19 protein-coding genes are annotated in these 19215 nt (G+C 38.1%); 11 read left to right on the forward strand and 8 right to left on the reverse strand.

Going from position 1 to position 19215, the window contains the following annotated elements:
* Nucleotides 1–58: 58 nt before the first annotated feature.
* From VIM94_RS09865 to mscL, 4 genes are read left to right on the forward strand one after another with little or no spacing between them, the layout of a single operon-like run.
* Entirely contained in the window at nucleotides 59–1921 is a 1863-nt protein-coding gene (locus VIM94_RS09865; RefSeq protein WP_332039132.1) for a DNA topoisomerase IV subunit B, read from the forward strand.
* Nucleotides 1918–2400, forward strand: a complete 483-nt coding sequence (locus VIM94_RS09870) for a hypothetical protein (RefSeq protein WP_332039133.1) — start codon at nucleotides 1918–1920, stop codon at nucleotides 2398–2400. Before VIM94_RS09865 ends, VIM94_RS09870 begins: the two co-directional genes overlap by 4 nt.
* A complete protein-coding gene (locus tag VIM94_RS09875; protein WP_332039134.1) occupies nucleotides 2400–5051 on the forward strand; it encodes a DNA gyrase/topoisomerase IV subunit A in 2652 nt (883 codons plus the stop codon). Before VIM94_RS09870 ends, VIM94_RS09875 begins: the two co-directional genes overlap by 1 nt.
* A complete protein-coding gene (gene mscL, locus VIM94_RS09880) occupies nucleotides 5051–5500 on the forward strand; it encodes a large-conductance mechanosensitive channel protein MscL (RefSeq protein ID WP_332039135.1) in 450 nt (149 codons plus the stop codon). Before VIM94_RS09875 ends, mscL begins: the two co-directional genes overlap by 1 nt.
* Here mscL and VIM94_RS09885 read toward each other — a convergent pair.
* Together VIM94_RS09885 and VIM94_RS09890 are read right to left on the reverse strand one after the other, a co-directional pair.
* Complete coding sequence (locus tag VIM94_RS09885; protein ID WP_332039136.1) at nucleotides 5497–5874, reverse strand: DNA topoisomerase IV; 378 nt, start codon at nucleotides 5872–5874, stop codon at nucleotides 5497–5499. The two genes, mscL and VIM94_RS09885, sit on opposite strands and share 4 nt — an antisense overlap.
* A gap of 31 nt (nucleotides 5875–5905) precedes the next feature.
* A complete protein-coding gene (locus VIM94_RS09890) occupies nucleotides 5906–6319 on the reverse strand; it encodes a helix-turn-helix transcriptional regulator (RefSeq protein ID WP_332039137.1) in 414 nt (137 codons plus the stop codon).
* A gap of 278 nt (nucleotides 6320–6597) precedes the next feature.
* On the opposite strand from VIM94_RS09890, the gene VIM94_RS09895 reads away from it, so the two are divergent.
* From VIM94_RS09895 to VIM94_RS09920, 6 genes are all read left to right on the forward strand, one after another.
* Entirely contained in the window at nucleotides 6598–7761 is a 1164-nt protein-coding gene (locus tag VIM94_RS09895) for a M14 family zinc carboxypeptidase (RefSeq protein ID WP_332039138.1), read from the forward strand.
* A gap of 73 nt (nucleotides 7762–7834) precedes the next feature.
* Nucleotides 7835–8314: an Lrp/AsnC family transcriptional regulator gene (locus VIM94_RS09900; protein ID WP_081211670.1), complete on the forward strand. Its 480-nt coding sequence runs from the start codon at nucleotides 7835–7837 to the stop codon at nucleotides 8312–8314.
* An 84-nt stretch (nucleotides 8315–8398) separates the two neighbouring features.
* Complete coding sequence (locus VIM94_RS09905) at nucleotides 8399–10972, forward strand: phosphoenolpyruvate carboxylase (RefSeq protein ID WP_332039139.1); 2574 nt, start codon at nucleotides 8399–8401, stop codon at nucleotides 10970–10972.
* Nucleotides 10972–11493: a DinB family protein gene (locus VIM94_RS09910; protein ID WP_332039140.1), complete on the forward strand. Its 522-nt coding sequence runs from the start codon at nucleotides 10972–10974 to the stop codon at nucleotides 11491–11493. Before VIM94_RS09905 ends, VIM94_RS09910 begins: the two co-directional genes overlap by 1 nt.
* On the forward strand, nucleotides 11490–12512 hold the full coding sequence (locus tag VIM94_RS09915) for a YihY/virulence factor BrkB family protein (protein WP_332039141.1): 1023 nt from the start codon (nucleotides 11490–11492) through the stop codon (nucleotides 12510–12512). The genes VIM94_RS09910 and VIM94_RS09915 overlap by 4 nt, the downstream gene beginning before the upstream one ends.
* 113 nt (nucleotides 12513–12625) lie before the next feature.
* Nucleotides 12626–13174 (forward strand): type 1 glutamine amidotransferase domain-containing protein, encoded by a 549-nt coding sequence (locus VIM94_RS09920; RefSeq protein WP_332039142.1) that lies wholly within the window; start codon nucleotides 12626–12628, stop codon nucleotides 13172–13174.
* A gap of 80 nt (nucleotides 13175–13254) precedes the next feature.
* Here the strand turns inward: VIM94_RS09920 and VIM94_RS09925 are convergent, their stop codons facing one another.
* Together VIM94_RS09925 and aroB are read right to left on the reverse strand one after the other, a co-directional pair.
* Nucleotides 13255–13566, reverse strand: a complete 312-nt coding sequence (locus tag VIM94_RS09925) for a hypothetical protein (protein ID WP_332039143.1) — start codon at nucleotides 13564–13566, stop codon at nucleotides 13255–13257.
* Nucleotides 13567–13645: 79 nt separating this feature from the next.
* Entirely contained in the window at nucleotides 13646–14713 is a 1068-nt protein-coding gene (gene aroB / locus VIM94_RS09930) for a 3-dehydroquinate synthase (RefSeq protein WP_332039144.1), read from the reverse strand.
* 105 nt (nucleotides 14714–14818) lie between these two features.
* On the opposite strand from aroB, the gene VIM94_RS09935 reads away from it, so the two are divergent.
* Nucleotides 14819–16021, forward strand: a complete 1203-nt coding sequence (locus VIM94_RS09935; RefSeq protein WP_332039145.1) for a proline dehydrogenase family protein — start codon at nucleotides 14819–14821, stop codon at nucleotides 16019–16021.
* A 78-nt stretch (nucleotides 16022–16099) separates the two neighbouring features.
* Here the strand turns inward: VIM94_RS09935 and VIM94_RS09940 are convergent, their stop codons facing one another.
* The 4 genes from VIM94_RS09940 to gcvT form a co-directional block, all read right to left on the reverse strand.
* Nucleotides 16100–16819, reverse strand: coding sequence for a YebC/PmpR family DNA-binding transcriptional regulator (locus VIM94_RS09940; protein ID WP_332039146.1), 720 nt, complete (start codon nucleotides 16817–16819; stop codon nucleotides 16100–16102).
* Between the two features lie 94 nt (nucleotides 16820–16913).
* A complete protein-coding gene (locus VIM94_RS09945; protein WP_332039147.1) occupies nucleotides 16914–17201 on the reverse strand; it encodes a 4a-hydroxytetrahydrobiopterin dehydratase in 288 nt (95 codons plus the stop codon).
* A gap of 79 nt (nucleotides 17202–17280) precedes the next feature.
* Complete coding sequence (locus VIM94_RS09950) at nucleotides 17281–18096, reverse strand: sugar nucleotide-binding protein (RefSeq protein WP_332039148.1); 816 nt, start codon at nucleotides 18094–18096, stop codon at nucleotides 17281–17283.
* 3 nt (nucleotides 18097–18099) lie between these two features.
* The gene (gcvT, locus tag VIM94_RS09955; RefSeq protein ID WP_332039149.1) at nucleotides 18100–19182 is read right to left on the reverse strand and encodes a glycine cleavage system aminomethyltransferase GcvT; all 1083 of its coding nucleotides are present in this window, start codon (nucleotides 19180–19182) and stop codon (nucleotides 18100–18102) included.
* Between the last annotated feature and the right edge of the window lie 33 nt (nucleotides 19183–19215).

Below are 19215 nucleotides of genomic sequence, written 5' to 3' on the forward strand. Positions count from 1 at the left end.
CAAGGGTTTCAACTTTTTAAGGTATATCTTATATTAGCCACAAACTCCAATTCTACTTATGAGTGAGGAAACCAGATATACCGAAGATAATATACGGTCGTTAGACTGGAAAGAACACATCAGGATGCGTCCCGGGATGTATATCGGGAAACTGGGTGATGGTTCCAGTGCCGACGATGGTATTTACATTCTGCTAAAAGAAGTTATTGACAACTGTATAGACGAATTTGTAATGGGAGCCGGGAAAACCATTGAGATCTCGGTTCAGAACCAACGTGTTATTGTTCGCGATTATGGCAGGGGAATTCCCTTGGGCAAGGTAGTAGACGTGGTTTCTAAAATGAATACCGGTGGTAAATACGATACCCGGGCCTTCAAAAAGTCGGTTGGATTAAATGGGGTAGGTACCAAAGCGGTCAATGCCCTTTCTTCTTATTTTAGAGTAGAATCTACCCGCGATGGTAAATCTAAAACAGCCGAATTTGAGCAGGGTAACCTGGTAAACGAAGAATTACTGGATGAAACTTCCCGTCGCCGCGGAACCAAAGTAACCTTTAATCCGGATGAGGTTATCTTTAAGCACTTTAAATACCGCAACGAGTATATTGAAAAGATGCTTAAAAATTATGTATATCTCAATCCGGGACTAACCATAATTTTTAACGGGGAGAAGTTTTATTCTGAAAACGGGTTGAAGGACCTGTTAAGCGATAGTATAAATGAGGACGATCGTTTATACCCAATCATTCACCTGAGAGGTAATGATATTGAAGTGGCCTTAACTCACAGCCGAACTCAATACAGTGAAGAATACCACTCTTTTGTGAATGGCCAGAACACTTCGCAGGGGGGAACACACCTTAGTGCATTCAGAGAGGCAATTGTGAAAACTATTCGTGAGTACTACGGAAAAAACTATGAAGCCAGTGATATTCGAAAATCAGTAGTTTCGGCGATAAGTATTAAAGTCATGGAGCCGGTTTTTGAAAGCCAGACTAAAACCAAACTGGGTTCTACAGATATGGGAGGTAAATTGCCAACCGTTCGAACCTATATCAATGATTTCATAAAGACACAATTAGATAACTACCTTCATAAAAATCCGGAAACGGCTGAAAAACTTCAACGAAAAATATTACAGGCAGAAAGAGAACGGAAAGATCTTTCAGGGATAAGGAAATTGGCTAGGGACCGTGCGAAAAAGGCCAGCCTTCACAACAAAAAATTAAGAGACTGCCGAATTCATTTAGGAGATAGTAAAAAAGAACGCTACCTGGAAACCACTTTGTTTATTACCGAGGGAGATTCGGCAAGTGGTTCAATTACTAAATCCCGAAATGTGGAAACCCAGGCCGTTTTCAGCCTTAAAGGGAAACCGCTTAATAGCTACGGGCTGAGTAAAAAAATAGTTTACGAGAACGAAGAATTTAATCTTCTACAGGCAGCCTTAAATATCGAAGAATCTCTGTCTGACCTTCGTTACAACAACATTGTAATCGCTACCGATGCCGATGTAGATGGGATGCATATCAGGTTGCTGCTTATTACGTTCTTCCTTCAGTTTTTTCCTGAATTGATAAAGGAGAATCACTTATATATTCTTCAAACTCCGCTTTTCAGAGTTAGAAATAAAAAAGAAACAATTTATTGTTACAGTGAGACAGAAAGGAAACAAGCCATTGAAAAGCTAAAAGGCAAGGTGGAGATCACCAGGTTTAAGGGATTAGGAGAGATCTCACCAGATGAATTTAAATATTTTATTGGGGAAGATATTCGCCTGGACCCTGTAATGTTGGATAAAGAGAAATCTATAGAAGAAATGCTTGGTTTCTATATGGGGAAAAACACGCCAGACAGGCAGGAATTCATAATTGATAACCTCAAGGTCGAACTCGATTTGGTAGAAGAACTTGGCATATGAGGTTTACCAATAAAAACGAAATAAAAATAATCCCTTCCATTTATACCGTATTGGTAGCTATTTTTGTAACCAATATCTTTGTGAATCTTGAATTGATGGGGTCAGATGAACCTATAAACTTTAGTCATTACGTGCCTAATATTGTAGTGGTGGTTTTGGCTTTTTATGTGCATAGAGTTGGGCAGGCCTTTGATTTTGATAGCGATGGGGAAACTCTTAATCTAAAGAATAACGGGGTCTTCTTCTCAAAATTTATGGAATACCGTGTAAAAAAAGCCGAATTCCCTAAACGCAAACTGGGAAAATACAGGTTTAGCGATTATTTTTTCTATTCAGCATTAACAATTTACATAAGTTCCCGCAGAAGACGCGGCTATAAAAAATATACATTTAACACTACTTTTTTAACCAGAAAAAAGAAAAAGGGAATGCTGAGTTCCCTTGATAAAATTCTCGAGAAGTCTAAAGCAACAGCCTAATGGAAGATAACCACGAAGGAAACCCACAGGAAGAATTTGAACAACCCAGGGAAGAATTGATCAAGGTAACCGGGATGTATAAAGACTGGTTTCTGGATTATGCTTCTTACGTGATTTTGGAGCGAGCTGTTCCGGCTATTGAAGATGGGTTTAAACCTGTGCAACGTCGTATTATGCATTCTATGAAAGACCTGGACGATGGGCGCTATAATAAAGTAGCAAACATTGTAGGGCATACTATGCAATACCATCCTCACGGGGATGCCAGTATAGGAGATGCTATGGTGCAGATTGGGCAAAAGGAATTGCTTATAGATACCCAGGGGAACTGGGGAAATGTCCTAACCGGTGATCGGGCAGCGGCTCCGCGTTATATTGAGGCCAGACTTTCTAAATTTGCCCTCGAGGTTTTATTCAACCCGAAGTTAACCGAATGGCAACTTTCTTACGACGGAAGAAAAAGCGAACCCGTTAATCTCCCGGTTAAATTTCCAATGCTTTTGGCACAGGGAGCCGAAGGAATTGCGGTAGGTCTAAGTACACGTATCCTTCCGCATAACTTTAATGAACTTATTGATGCCTCTATCAAACATTTAAAAGGAAAGAATTTTACTCTTTTCCCGGATTTCCCAACAGGTGGAGTGGCTGATATTTCTAATTATAACGACGGAAAACGAGGAGGAAGAGTTCGGGTTAGGGCAAAAATTAACAACATTGATAAAAACACCCTTTCCATTACCGAGATTCCATATGGGACAACCACTTCAACGCTTATTGATTCTATTTTAAAAGCTAATGATAAAGGGAAAATAAAGATTAAAAAGATTGAAGATAACACCGCTGCTGAGGTGGAGATTCTCATTCATTTACCAAACAATATTTCGCCTGATAAAACCATAGATGCCCTGTATGCCTTCACGCAATGTGAAAATTCTCTGGCACCGCTGGGATGTGTTATTATTGATAATAAACCCGAATTTTTAGGGGTATCAGAGATTTTGCGTAGGTCTACAGATCATACACTTTACCTGCTAAAACGAGAGCTTGAAATAAAACTCGAGGAATTCGAGGAGCAGTGGCATTTTGCATCTTTAGAGCGTATTTTCATTGAAAACAGGATCTATCGCGATATTGAAGAGGAAGAAACCTGGCCCGGGGTTATAGAGGCTATAGATAAAGGCCTGAAACCTTTTACAAAACATTTGAAAAGGGAAGTAACCGAAGAGGATATTGTTCGGCTTACAGAGATTAGGATCAAGCGTATTTCGAAATTTGATATAGATAAAGCTCAGCAAAAGATCGAAGCCCTGGAAGGGGAAATTGCCCAGATAAAACACTATCTGGATAATCTGGTAGAATTTGCAATAGATTATTTTAAAAAGCTAAAGAAAGATTATGGCCAGGAACAAAACCGTAAAACTGAGCTACGAATCTTTGATGATATTGAAGCCACAAAAGTGGTGATTAGAAATACCAAACTTTATGTAAATCGTAAGGAAGGTTTTGTTGGTACTGCCCTTAAAAAAGATGAATATGTTACCGATTGTTCTGATATCGATGATGTAATTGTCTTTACCGCCGATGGGAAAATGATGGTTACTAAGGTAGACACTAAAACCTTTATCGGAAAAGATATAATCCATGTGGCCATTTTTAAGAAAAAAGACAAACGCACCATTTATAATATGATTTATAGAGATGGTAAGAATGGCGCATCTTATATAAAACGATTTTCGGTTACTTCTGTAACCCGGGATAGGGAGTACGACCTTACCCAGGGGAAAAAAGATTCGAAAGTACATTATTTTTCAGCGAACCCAAATGGGGAAGCAGAGGTTGTATTGGTATTATTACGCCAGGTTGGAAGCATTAAAAAGTTGAAGTTTGATGTGGATTTCGCCGATATACTTATAAAAGGACGTAACGTAAAAGGAAACATAGTCACTAAATATGCTGTAAAACGTATTGAATTAAAAGAGGAAGGGGTTTCTACTTTAAAACCCCGTAGGATCTGGTTCGATGAAACCGTAAAAAGACTCAATGTAGATGAACGCGGTGAGTTGTTAGGTGAATTTAAAGGAGATGATCGTATTCTTATCGTTACGGCCGATGGTATTGCTAAGACCATAAAACCAGAGCTTACTACGCGTTTCGATGATGAAATGCTGGTATTGGAAAAATGGGTTCCGAAAAAACCTATTTCAGCGATTTACTGGGAACCTGAAAAAGAACGTTTTTATGTAAAACGCTTCCTGATTGAACACCCAGACAGGGAAGAAAAATTTATAAGTGAGCATGATAATGCTTATCTGGAAATAGTTTCCACAGATTATTACCCTATGGCAGAGGTAGTATATGCAAAACCCAGAGGCAAGGAACAACCTCCAAATGATGAGGTAAACCTGGAAGAATTTATTTCAGTAAAAGGAATTAAAGCTCAGGGTAACCAGTTAACTCCAGATAAGGTAAAACAAATCAATTTACTGGATCCATTGCCGTATGAAGAAGAAGAGGAAACCCCTACGGAAGAAATAGAGGTTGTGGATGAAGAAAATCTTACTGAAGATAAGAACAGGGCTGATGCAGGAAAAGCCATTAATGGGAAAGCTTCGGAGAATTCAGAAAGTCAAACCAAATTATTTGACGAGTAATGGGATTAATCAAGGAATTTAAGGAGTTTGCCATCAAAGGCAATATGGTAGATATGGCCGTAGGTATCATTATTGGTACTGCATTCAATGCGGTGGTAAATACTTTGGTTAAAGAAGTGGTGATGCCACCACTCAGTTTAATGACCGATGGTATTAGTTTCTCTGAAAAAAAGATCGTTCTAAAAGAAGGTCTAGCTGATGCCGGGGGAGTAGAAGTGATTCAGGAGGTTGCCATTGGTTATGGTGCTTTGATCGAAACCTTGCTTGATTTTCTTATAATTGGTTTTACAATCTTCCTGGTAATAAAAGTTATTAACCGTTTTCGCCGGAAAGCGGAAGACCCCAAAGATCCCCGGGAAACAACACCAAAGGACATCGAGTTACTATCTAAACTAACTGAATTAATGGAGGAGCAGAATAAATTGCTTAAAAAGGAAAACAGGAATTAATTTTCCACTCGTTTTACCGAGCCTCGTTCTTTTCTTGATTCTCCTACTACGCCATATTCAAAGGTATAGCCATCTTTACTGGTGGTGAGGATTTTCATATGAATTGGCTTCTCTTCAGCCATGTTCTTCGGGTTGAGATTTTTCAAAATGTATTCGCAATCATTCAGCCAGCGTACCGAAGAGGTATCTGTATTCCCCTGGAAGTAGTCAATTTCAATACTATCGTTTCTTACGAAGCGTGAGGTAACCAATTCACCACTTAAATAAGTTTCAAATTCATAGGTGCCGGTTTTGAAGTCGGAGCAATTGCGCTCGGGTTGAAAGCAACTGTAAAAACTAAAAAAAACCGCCATAAGGATAAGGCTTTTTCTCATACTGCAAAATAAGCGTATTTTAAGCTGAAAGTCAATTTTCGAAAGCTTCAAAAGACCCGTCTGTATAAAAAATAACAATTTTTTTTATTTGTTTTCCCTTCGGTGCAGATTCCTCAGGTATTATTTGCTGTTGCAATTTTTGAGAAGAGCGTTCCATTGTAGGAGCAGGGGAGATTGATTTAGGGGGAACCTCGGTTCCCGGAGTAGAAACAGACTTCTCTTTTGGAAATTTCCCCTTGCCGTTTAAAAGCCAGTAGAGTTCCACTTCAGGAAAGTGTGAGATTACTTTCATCACAAAATCCAGGCTGGGTTTGTTTCTTCCTGATAGAATATGGGAAATAGAGGAACGGCCAACTTCAATCTGATCGGCAAAAGCAGCAGCCGATAGATCGTAATAATCTATGATCTTTTCCAACCTTGCAGCAAATTTTTCAGTGTTTACCATTGTGAATTAGTTTCTTCGAAAATTGATTTACAAATGTAAATAAAAGAATCCCAAGAAAAAAATTACAAATGTAAACAGATGTTATTTAACTGAACCATGAGTATAGGTGATATATTGTAAACAACTAAAATACAATTTAATACAATCCATTTTGTGTGATATCGGATATATTCCGAATTAAAGTTTAAGCTCGTGAATTCAATGATTACACTTGTAAACAAACTTATACTAAAAGCTTGTTTACAATTGTAAAAATTTGATTGTTTACTTTTGTGAACATGAATTATTCAGGAACACTTCAACAGGTAATGGAGTCTTACTCTACTGTAAAGGAAAATACGATTGAGGGTAGGTATTTACATTTAGACCATATCCGCCCATTGCTTGAAAAACATTCAAAAGTTTTCAGAACAAAAGAAATCGGAAGGTCGGTTTTGGGCAAGCCCATTCATAGGGTTGAATTCGGTACGGGTGAAATAAAGGTGTTGGTCTGGTCACAAATGCATGGAAATGAAACGACGACCACAAAGGCTGTCTTTGATCTTTTAAATGCTGCATGCCTTTTAAAAAATGATTTTGTGTTGTCGACCATTCTATCCAGGTGTAAAATTCGCATAATTCCCATGCTGAATCCTGATGGAGCCAAGGCATACACCAGGGTCAATGCCAAGCAGGTTGATTTAAACCGCGATGCTCAGGAGCTTAAGGAACCTGAAAGTATATTATTGCGAAGTGAATTTGATGACTTTAAGCCAGATTTTTGTTTAAATCTTCACGATCAGCGTACTATTTTCAGTGCTGGCAAGGTGGCAAAACCGGCAACGCTATCATTCCTGACTCCGGCTATGGATAAAGCACGGGCTTTACGGCCTGAAAGAAAGAAAAGTATGCAGATTATTGCGGGGATTTATAAAAATCTACAAGAAGTCTTGCCAGGAAATATAGGGAGGTATGATGACGCTTATAATATCAATTGTACTGGAGATACTTTCCAGACAGCCGGGGTGCCTACCATTTTATTTGAAGCCGGTCACGCTCCCGGGGATTATAAGCGTGAAAAGGTAAGGGAGTATGTGTATGCGGCTATGGTTTCTGCTTTGTACGCCATCGCCTCTGGAAATTTCCATGATTTTAACTATTTAACCTATACCCGTATCCCTCAAAATGAGAAGTTGTTTAATGATATAATCCTGAAAAATGTATTAATAAATAATCAGTTAAGAGATATTTCTATTCAATATAAAGAGAAATTAGAGTCAGGAAATATAGAATTTGTGCCGATAATTGAAAAAATAGCTCCTGAGATTACAAATTATGCCCATCGAATAATTGATGGAAAAGATAAAATCATTGAATTTCCGGAAGTAGCTGAAGTGGGCGAAAACGTTATAGTTAATAAAATAGTCTTAAATGGGGAGATTATAGGTCTTAAATGTGAATAATTCTCAAAATACTTAGTAATTATTCAATGATTTTGTATTAATTTTGAACTTCATTAAAAAAGAGATTTGAAAAATGGCTAAGTTTAAATTAGACGAAACAGACCACCAGATTCTTGATATGCTTATCGAGAATACACGGACTCCATTTACCGATATTGCAAAGAAACTTTTAATATCGGCCGGAACCGTTCACGTAAGAGTGAAAAAAATGGAAGAAGCAGGAATTATAACAGGTTCCTCCCTTACACTAGACTATAAAAAGCTGGGTTACGCCTTTATCGCTTACGTAGGTGTATTCCTTAAAAACACTTCTCAAACAAAATTTGTTTTAGAAAGAATAAACGAAATCCCTTTTGTGACTGTCGCTCACGTGACTACCGGGAAATTCAATGTTTTTTGTAAAATTAGAGCTCGAAACACACAACACGCTAAAGAGATTATCTTTCAGTTAGATGATATCGAGGGGGTTTACAGAACCGAGACTATGATCTCTTTGGAAGAGAGTCTAAACGATAAAAAACGTTTAATGCACTCTATTTTTCAGAACTTGTAGAGTTCCTAAACTTTTACTAAAAACCCTTTAGGCTTCTTTGTTTAAAGGGTTTTTTTATAAATTTAAATAAACACGAATAAGACTATGCATAGAGAGCCAAAACTGGAAAGATTTAATGAAAGTGTACTGGCAAAATACCAGGTTTATAATAGTATTTTTCTAACCTTGCCCTTCGATGATATTAAGAAAACAGGTGCTTTGTTGCCTTTATTTCAGGAGATTTGTGAAGTTGGCTTTGCCAGGAACCAAAATCCTTCAGAGATAATAGAAACCTTTTTTGATAAATACCAGGAAGATCCTTCAGAAGATGAGAAAATAAGCCTGCTTTTCAGGTTTATTCAGTATATAGAACGGCAAGTAGTTTTGTTTGATGCAATAGAAGATGCGGCTTTTCCCGTTGTAAATAACATGGATGGCCATGGTACTCTTAGAAACGTTAAAGAGGAGGCAGAGGCAGCCAACAAAACCTCTGAGCTCAGGGATTACTTAAAGCGCTTTAAAGTGCGACCTACGCTTACAGCGCACCCAACACAGTTTTATCCTGGCGCAGTGCTTGGGATAATCACCGATTTGGATAAAGCAGTGCAAAAAAATGACCTTACAACTATAAAAAACTTGCTGGCACAGTTAGGTAAGACTCCCTTTTTCAAAAAAGAGAAGCCAACGCCATACGATGAAGCGGTAAGCCTTATCTGGTACTTTGAGAATGTATTTTACCAGAGTGTAAGTCAGATTTACAGTTATCTTCAGCAAAATATTTTTGATGGAGAAGATCCCAACAACCAGGTTATCAATCTTGGTTTCTGGCCAGGAGGCGACCGGGATGGGAATCCTTTTGTTACCACTGAAATCACCCTGAAAGTTGCTAAAAGGCTACGCTCTACGATACTTCTTAATTATTACCGGGATCTAAGACAATTGAAACGCCGCCTAACCTTTAGCGAGGTGGATGAGATCATTTCTGAAATCGAACCTAAGCTATATGCCAGCGCTATTTCAAAAACCGGAAAGATTAAAATATCACTTGAAGATCTTAGGTCTAAGTTGCAAAAGATCAGAGGGATTGTAATAGGTAAGCATCAGTCTTTATTTTTAGAAGAAGTAGATGATCTTCTCAATAAGATCAATCTCTTCGGATACCATTTTGGTACTTTGGATATCCGTCAGGATTCGGGTAAACACATTGAAGTTCTGGAGGAGCTTCAGGAATTTCAACCGGATATCTTTGGGAAAAATTATTTCGATTTAACTGAGGAAGAACAAATTGATGCCTTAACCAGGGTTCAGGGCAATATTGATCCGGAGAATCTCGAAGAAGGGATGGCTAAAGCCACCCTGTCTTCCATTTATGCCATGCAAAGCATTCAAAAAACTAATGGTGAGAATGGAGCTAACAGATATATTATTAGTAACTGCGGAAGCGTACAGGGAGTTTTACAACCCTTTGCGTTTATGAGGTTATGTGGTTGGGAAAAGCCCACGGTAGACGTTATTCCTTTATTTGAAACCGTTCCCGATCTTAGAAAGGCACATGAAGTAATGGAAGTGCTCTACACTAATCCGGTTTATAAAGAGCACCTTAAGCGGCGCGGTAACAAGCAAACAATTATGCTTGGTTTTAGCGATGGAACTAAGGATGGTGGTTATTTAATGGCTAACTGGAGTATTTATAAAGCAAAAGAAAAGATTACCGAAATTTCAAGAAAATATGATATAAAAGTAGTTTTCTTTGATGGTCGTGGAGGACCACCTGCCCGGGGAGGAGGAAAAACTCACCAGTTTTATGCTTCTTTGGGTTCAGGCATAGAAAACGAAGAAATTCAGCTCACCGTCCAGGGGCAAACAATAAGTTCTAATTTTGGTACCCAGGACAGTTGCCGCTATAACCTGGAACAGTTGCTTAGTTCTGGGGTTTCCAATGAAATTTTAAGCGAAGGAAAAAACCTTCTTTCAGAAGAGGACAGGAAAACCATGGACAATCTTGCAGAAATTAGTTATAAAACGTATACCGATTTCAAACAGCATCCAAAATTTATTCCTTACCTGGAACAAATGAGCACGCTTAAATATTATGCTAAAACCAATATAGGTAGTCGCCCATCAAAAAGGAATAAATCTTCAGAATTAAACTTGTCTGATCTAAGAGCCATCCCATTTGTTGGAAGCTGGAGCCAGTTAAAACAAAATGTACCGGGATTTTTTGGCGTTGGCACGGCGATGGAGTATTACGAAAAAGAAGGTGATTTTGATAAGGTGAAACAGCTCTATGATAATTCAATATTTTTTAAGACTTTACTGGAAAACAGCATGATGAGCCTTACTAAGTCATTCTTTTCTTTAACCTCTTATATGGAGGATGATAAGCAATTCGGAGAATTCTGGAAGTTGATTTTTGAAGAATATGAACGCACGAAAAGGATGCTTCTTAAGGTAACCGGTTATAAGGAGTTGATGGAAAATCAACCGGCAGGAAAAGCCTCAGTTCAGGCCCGGGAACGCATCGTGCTACCTTTATTGACTATTCAGCAACATGCTTTACGAAAAGTTCAGGAATTGCAGGATCAAGGGGAAGCTTCTGAAGATTTGCTTGCTATCTATGAAAAAATGGTTACCCGATCTTTATACGGTAATATTAATGCCAGCAGAAACTCAGCATAATGAAAGTTTCAGAATTAAATAAAGAGGACTATCACGAATTTTATCAAACCTATATAGATAAACTTCCCGGCGATAAGACGCTGGGAGGTTTACTTAAGGAGAACCAGAAAGATCTTCGGGAGATACTTAGTATTATTACTCCTGAAAAGTTAAGTTTTAGCTATGCCGAAGGAAAGTGGACTTTGGCAGAAGTACTTCAGCATATGATTGATGTGGAGCGTATTTTCCAGTATCGTGCCCTTTCAATAGCCAGAAATGATAAAACTTCTCTTCCGGGCTTTGATCACGATGCATACGTCCCTGAATCTGGAGCAAACCGTCGGGGACTGGAAAGTTTTAAAACAGAATTTAATAATATAAGAAACTCGGGTATAAATCTTTATGAGAGTTTTACTGAAGAGATGCTTAAACGTAAAGGACGGGTTGATAATAATATTACCAGTGCCGGAGCTATAGGTTTTATAACCATAGGACATACCATTCATCATCTGGAGCTTTTGAAGAAAAAGTATCTGATATGAGGTTCCTAAAGACTTTCTTTAGTTTACTCAAAAAGGCTTATAAAAGCTGGAATCGTAATGAACCTTACGCCCGAAGTGCAACCATTGCTTATTATACCTTATTTTCTTTACCATCCTTACTTATCATTGTGGTAACCCTTGCGAGTTACTTTTTTAAGCGCGAGGATGTTCAGGGCCGAATTACCGAGGAAATAGGAGAGTTTATTGGTCAGGATTCAGCACAGGCTATCGAAGCTATCGTTACCAATGCGTCCCTTTCGGGAGACTCTACCTGGGCAATTATTTTTGGGATTGGTTTGTTGCTATTTGGTGCTACAGGAGTATTTTTTCAACTAAAGATAGCAATGAATAATATTTGGAATGTGGCAGCGAAAAAGTCCAATTTTATGCAATTAATCCTGGACAGGATTATTTCCTTTGGAATGGTGCTGGTAATTGGCCTGCTATTGCTGATTTCTATGGTAATATCTGCCCTGCTGGCTATCTTAAGCGATCATATAGACCAGTTTGCACCAGCGATAACCGGGTTTATGGTAGACCTTGTTAATTTTCTTATTTCATTTTTAATTGTAACTACTCTTTTTGCAGCCGTCTTTAAGTTACTTCCTGATATAAAAATAAGGTGGCGCATCACCTATCTGGGGGCAGCTTTAACCACTATTTTGTTTCTTATAGGAGAAAAATTACTTGGATTTTATTTTGGAAATAGTGAGCCGGCTTCTGTTTACGGGGGAGCTTCTTCAGTAGTATTGATTCTTTTATGGGTTTATTATACCTGTTTAATACTTTTTTATGGAGCAGAGTTCACTGTCCAGTATGCCTTACACAAGAATGAAAAGGTTGTTCCGAATAAATACGGGGAGCCCGCGATCTATCAGGAAATGGAAAAACTCGAACAGAAACGTGTGCAGATTCAGGAAGAAAAAAAGATAATCGATACTCTTAAAAGCAATTTGGACCTGGAGGAAGAAAAAAAGAAATCGGATAAAGAAGAAACATCCGGAAAAATGAGAGGTTAAACCCGCCCATATTAATAAAGTTTAACTTTAAACCTTTCTTTTTTTATAAAGGCCTTAATATCCATTATGACTTGTGATTTTTATCTTTGAGTTAAATCAAAAAAGATAAAATTATGGAAAAGAAAGTTGCAATTTTAGCTACAAATGGATTTGAAGAATCTGAATTGAAATCTCCAAAGGAAGCAATGGAGAAAGAAGGTTTTAAGGTTGATATCATCAGCATTGAAAAAGGAAAAATAAAAGGTTGGGCCGATGGTGGCTGGAGTGGTGAAGTAGAAGTAGACCATGCTGTTAAAGATGTGAATGCAAAAGATTACAACGGACTTGTGCTTCCAGGCGGGGTGATGAACCCCGATACTCTGAGAAGAGATGAAGATGTTGTATCATTTGTGCGGGATTTCTTTGAACAGAAAAAACCGGTTGGAGCAATTTGTCATGCAGGATGGACTTTGATAGAAGCCGATGTTGTTAAAGGGCGAACTATGACCTCTTACAATTCCATTAAAACCGATTTGAAAAATGCTGGTGCCAATTGGGTAGACAAAGAAGTTGTGGTTGATCAAGGTTTTGTGACCAGCAGAAATCCTAATGATCTGCCAGCTTTTAATGGCAAGATTATTGAAGAGATAAAAGAAGGTAAACACGATATGCAACACGCCTAGGGATTAAGGTTGCTATGAAAAAGAAAAGAGGCCGTCTAAAAGTGATTTTAGATGGCCTCCTCATTTATAATATTCACGATTTAATGATCATCTTCATTATCGTCTTCTTCAACTTCGGTGGTTTTTTCAGGAATTTCAACAATAGGCTCGTTAAAATCTGAATCGTCATAATCATCTTCATCGAAATTTGCCATAGTACTTTCCAGGCGAGTGCTCACTTTCACCAGGTAAACGGTGTCATCGGTTTTAACTTCAACGGCATCAACCGTTTCATTCTTAGCATTTTTAAACGAGATAACCTGATCGTCGTCATAGCCATCGGGATACTTATCTACAAGGAGACTAAGTATTTCTGGCGTAAGCTTTTTGTAATCAACAATTATTCTTTTCATATAGCGAATGATTTCTGCAATAATAACAAAAAAAATATCTGATTTATATTATTAAATAAAACTATTAATTTTTTAAAAGTCAAGCTTTGCCGTAAAAATCGAATGCCTTATGAATTACTTCATTGGGCACAAGACAGTCAATTAGCGGCTTTCCAATATCTTTCAGCAGTACGAAATTTATTTTGCCGAACTCATTTTTCTTATCATATTTCATTAAATCCATTATTTCTTTGACATCCTGAACCTCAAATTCTACTTTTCCATACATATCGAGTATGGTTTGGGTAATTTGCTGCATTTTTTTTCTGGGAAATTCCTTTAATTCTGAAGAAATAAAGGTTGCCAGAATCATTCCAATAGCTACGGCTTCCCCGTGAAGCAGCTTGCTTTTAGAAGGGTGAGTAAGGAAATAAGATTCAATTGCATGACCCAGGGTATGACCATAATTAAGGGTTTTTCTGAGATTTTTTTCTTCGGGGTCCCGGGATACAATTTCAGCTTTAATGTTTACAGATTCTTCAATTATTTCATCCAGATCTTCCAGATTAAGTGTTGACAGGGCTGATAATTTATTCCAGTATTTTTCATCCTGAATAAGACCATGCTTCAAAATTTCAGCAAGGCCGCTACGCATTTCATTGGCAGGAAGACTTTTTAGAAAAACGGAATCTACTAAAACCATCTGGGAATTATTGATTACGCCAATCTGATTTTTAAGATTACCCAGGTCTACGCCGGTTTTTCCTCCTACTGAAGCGTCTACCATACCCAAAAGCGTTGTAGGAATATTTATGTAGGGAATTCCGCGTTTAAAACATGAAGCCACGAAGCCACCCAGATCTGTAACCACGCCACCGCCAAGATTTAAAATCAGGCTTTTTCTGTCGGCTCCCAGTTCAGAGAGTACATTCCAAATCTGGCTGCAGGTTTCCAGGTTTTTATTGCTTTCGCCGGCTTCCATTTCGATTACTTCTAAAGGAATTTCTGTGGTGAGTTTTGTAAGAAAGGGAGTAAGGCAAAAATTATGGGTATTGGAATCAACCAGAATAAAAATTTTTGATGCCTTGTTTTCGGCTAAATAAGTGTTGAGTTTTTCGTAAGCATTTTCCCTGTAATAAACAGGGATGCCACTTGCCATATTTGCCATAATTTATAAGGTTTTAAACATCTATAAAGAAGCCTCGAAATTAAGCAGAAATATTCAAAAAAATCAAACCTTCTGTTTTATATTTGTTATAAGAATTTTAATAACATGATAAGAAGAAAAATATTTAATGATACCAAAACAGCTTTTAAATTAAAATCTGATTTAGAGCTGGACCGTGCCGTTTTCCTTTTTAGTATGATGAATCGGCAAACTTTGGTGAACACAGGGATTTTTCTTACCAACCTTTCGTTAAAACTACACTTACCTATCGAAGGCTTGATAAAAAAAACCATTTTTGAACAATTTTGTGGTGGGATTACCGTAGAAGACTGTAAGCCCTTAACCAATAAAATGTACGAGAAAAAACTTTATAGTATTCTCGATTATTCCGTTGAAGGGAAAGAGACCGAAGAGCAATTTGATGCGGCTCTAAACAAAAAATTAGAGTTAATTAAAGATGCTGCAGAACGTAAAGAATTACCATTTGCTTTATTTAAGCCTACCGGTATAGGCCGTTTTGCGATTTGGGAAAAAACCAGTGAGCGAATAAATTTAAGTGAAGCAGAGCAGGAGGAATGGGAACGTGTTAAAGAACGGGTTAATATCCTCTGCCAAACTGCCTATGATCATAATGTTCGTCTTTATGCCGATGCTGAAGAAAGCTGGATGCAAACCTCTGTCGATGAGCTTATGGAAGAGATGATGCGAAAGTATAATAAGGAAAAGGTAATTATCTTCAATACGCTTCAATGCTACCGTTGGGATAGAATGGAATACCTTAAAGACCTTCACGAAAAAGGAAAAGCAGAAGGTTTTAAGATCGGCGCTAAAATTGTGCGTGGTGCGTATATGGAAAAAGAGAATGCCAGAGCCAAGAAACATGGCTATATCACTCCTATTTGTGAGAATAAAGAGGCCACCGATGTAAACTTTAATAGCATCATGTCTTACTGCCTGGCTCACCTTGACGAAATTGAACTGTTTATTGGTACCCATAACGAGGTAAGTAATTACCTGGCTCTTCAGGTGATAGAAGATAAAAACCTTCCATTAGATGACGATCGTATCTGGTTTAGTCAATTATATGGGATGAGTGACCATATTAGTTATAATCTGTCAAAGAAGGGGTATAATGCAGCTAAGCTATTGCCTTTTGGACCAGTAAGGGAAGTGGTGCCCTACCTTTTGCGTAGAGCTCAGGAAAACACTTCTGTGAAAGGTCAAACCGGTAGGGAATTATCTTTATTACGGGAAGAAAAACGCAGAAGAAAAGGACATCCAACAAAACACGATCGTAAGGAATTTTAGGTTTCTTAAGATCGGTATAAACAAGGGCTGTTTTTTATAGAACAGCCCTTGTTATTTTCGCAAAATTCGGGTTTGAGTTTATTCCTCGTTTTCCTCCATGGTATGATAAACATTTTGAACATCTTCATCTTCCTCTAGTTTTTCCAGGAGTTTCTCAACATCCTGTGCCTCTTCAGGAGTAAGTTTTTTGGTAACCTGCGGGATACGCTCAAAACCTGAAGAAAGAATATCAATTTCACGTTTTTCCAGTTCCTTTTGTATAGCGCCAAATTGTTCAAAAGGTGCGTAAATATGAATTCCATCCTCATCCTGGAAAACCTCTTCAGCGCCAAAATCAATAAACTCAAGTTCCATCTCCTCTACATCAAGACCTTCAGCATCCACCCGGAAATTACAAGTATGGTCAAACATAAATTCAACCGAACCTGAAGTTCCAAGATTTCCATCACATTTATTGAAGTGAGAACGTACATTGGCTACGGTACGATTATTATTATCAGTAGCTGTTTCTACCAGTACGGCAATTCCGTGAGGAGCATAACCTTCAAAAAGTACAATTTTATAGTCGCCCTGGTTTTTGTCGCTGGCTCTTTTAATAGCACGTTCAATATTATCCTTGGGCATATTAACGCTCTTCGCGTTTTGGATAACTGCCCGCAGTTTTGCATTGGTATCTGGATCCGGGCCGCCTTCTTTTACAGCCATGACAATATCTTTTCCAATGCGAGTGAAAGCCTTGGCCATTGCTGACCACCGCTTCATCTTTCTTGCTTTTCTAAATTCGAATGCTCTTCCCATTTATTAACTGAATAAAAATCGGGGCAAAAATATAAAAAAGCTTCCAATAAAAATCAGGAATATTCTCAAGTTCCCCATTGAGGCCTTTAATTCTTTAGGCCGATTCTACAATATCTTCTATCGCTCTGGCGAGTTTAAAATCCTTTTCGGTCACTCCTTTTGAATCGTGGGTGGAGAGTGATATCTCTAATTCGTTGTATACATTTCCCCAATTAGGGTGGTGTTGTAGGGCTTCGGCTTCAAAAGCTATACGGGTCATCACTGTAAAAGCATCTTTAAAATTATCAAACTGAAAAGAGGTGTGAATTGCATCTTTCTCATAGGTCCAGCCATTTAAATGCTCCAGTCTCTTGTTAATTTCTTCGTTACTTAATTTTTCCATTTTGGAATATTTTATGGTTATATGTCTAAAATTAAGCATCACAACGGGAACATCCCTATATTTTCGCTATTATTTGCAATCAAACTTTTATTGAGGCATTTACGACCTGTTGCACGCTTAGTTCCAGATTTTTTGGAAGTAAGTTGTCTTTCGGAAGGACGGCAAGAAACCTGTCGTTATTGGAGTCATAGACATTTTTAAAAAGAGGATTTGGATAACCTATGGTATGACAAACTTCTTCAATAAAGTCCTTTTGGTGAATGAGATCACTACTTCCCAGATGAAAAACGCCGTTTTTCTTTCGGTTTATAATGTAGTGTACCTGCCTCGCGATATGGTCTGCTTCGGTAACGTTTATAACCACATTTGGAAAAACTTCTATGGCCTCGCCAAGGTAGAGTATATTTTTAAGGTCTTTTATTCGTGGGGAATCCTGTCCGAAAACCATAGGAAGCCTTAGAATATTATATTTCTGGTTCGGTAGCCTTAACAGGGCATTTTCAATCTTTATTTTAAACCTTCCATAGATACTTTGGGATAAGGTTTTATCGTATTCGTAAGAAGGAAAATTAGTGAAGGCATCAAATACATTTGCCGAAGAAATAAATATTAGCCTTGATTTATGATGTTGCAGGTAATTAATGATAGAGAAATGTGCTGCTATCTGAGCATTAAAATTTCCGCGAAGCGCAGAAATAATAATTGTTGGCTTGAGGTTTTCAAGAAGGGTTTCAATATTCTCCGTTTCCAGGTCGTACTGGTAAAAATGCTGATTTTTTTCCAGGTTTGGATTATGGGTGAAGTACGTGCCGTAAGTATCAAAATAGGAGCATAGCTCTTTATATAAGGCACTGCCTATAAAGCCGCTTGCTCCTAAAATCAATATTTTTTCCAAAAATTATCCTTTATAAAAGGGTAATTTCACCTGGGTGGCTGGAACGGCTTTTTTTCTTATTTGAATTTGAATCTTATTTCCAATTCCAGCTACATCGGTGGGGACGTAGCCTAAGCCAATTCCTTTTTCCAACGACGGTGACATTGTACCCGAAGTTACCTGGCCAATAACCTTGCCATTATCATCTACAATATCGTAGCCCTGTCTTGGGATCCCACGCTCATCAAGTTCAAAAGCGATTAGCTTTCGTTTTGGACCTTCTTCCTTTTCCTTTTTAAGATTTTCTGAATTAACGAAATCTTTGGTGAATTTCGTAATCCAGCCCAGGCCGGCTTCAATAGGAGAGGTAGTGTCGTCAATATCATTTCCGTAGAGACAGAAGCCCATTTCCAGGCGTAAAGTATCACGGGCAGCAAGACCTATTGGTTTTATTCCAAAATCTTTTCCTGCGGCCATCACTTTTTCCCATATCTCTGCGGCATCTTCATTTTTGAAATATATTTCAAATCCGCCACTTCCTGTGTAACCTGTAGCCGAGATGATTACTTTTTCCACACCGGCAAACTCGGCTACCTCAAAGGTGTAAAATTTCATATTCTGAAGATCTATATCGGTAAGCGACTGCATTGCTTCAGCAGCTTTAGGGCCCTGGATAGCGAGAAGCGAGAGTTCATCACTCATATCACGCATAGTTGCATCCATGGTATTGTGGTGAGAGATCCAGTTCCAGTCTTTTTCAATATTGGAAGCATTTACCACAAGCAGGTATTTCTCTTCATTGATACGGTATATAATAAGATCGTCTACAATCCCTCCCGATTCGTTAGGCATACAGGTGTACTGTGCTTTTCCGTCTTTAAGTTTGGAGGCGTCATTAGAAGTAACCTTTTGAATAAGGTCGAGGGCTTTATCACCGGAGATTAAAAATTCTCCCATATGTGAAACATCAAAAACTCCAAGTTTTTCACGTACGGTTTGATGTTCTATATTCACTCCTTCATAGGAGACCGGCATATTATAACCGGCAAAAGGAACCATTTTAGCATTTAATGATTTATGGATGGCATCAAGGGCGATTTCTTTCATATTCTTAAAATTTGGGCAAATTTATTGAATTCT

The organism is Salegentibacter sp., from assembly GCF_036568425.1.
GTDB lineage: Bacteria > Bacteroidota > Bacteroidia > Flavobacteriales > Flavobacteriaceae > Salegentibacter.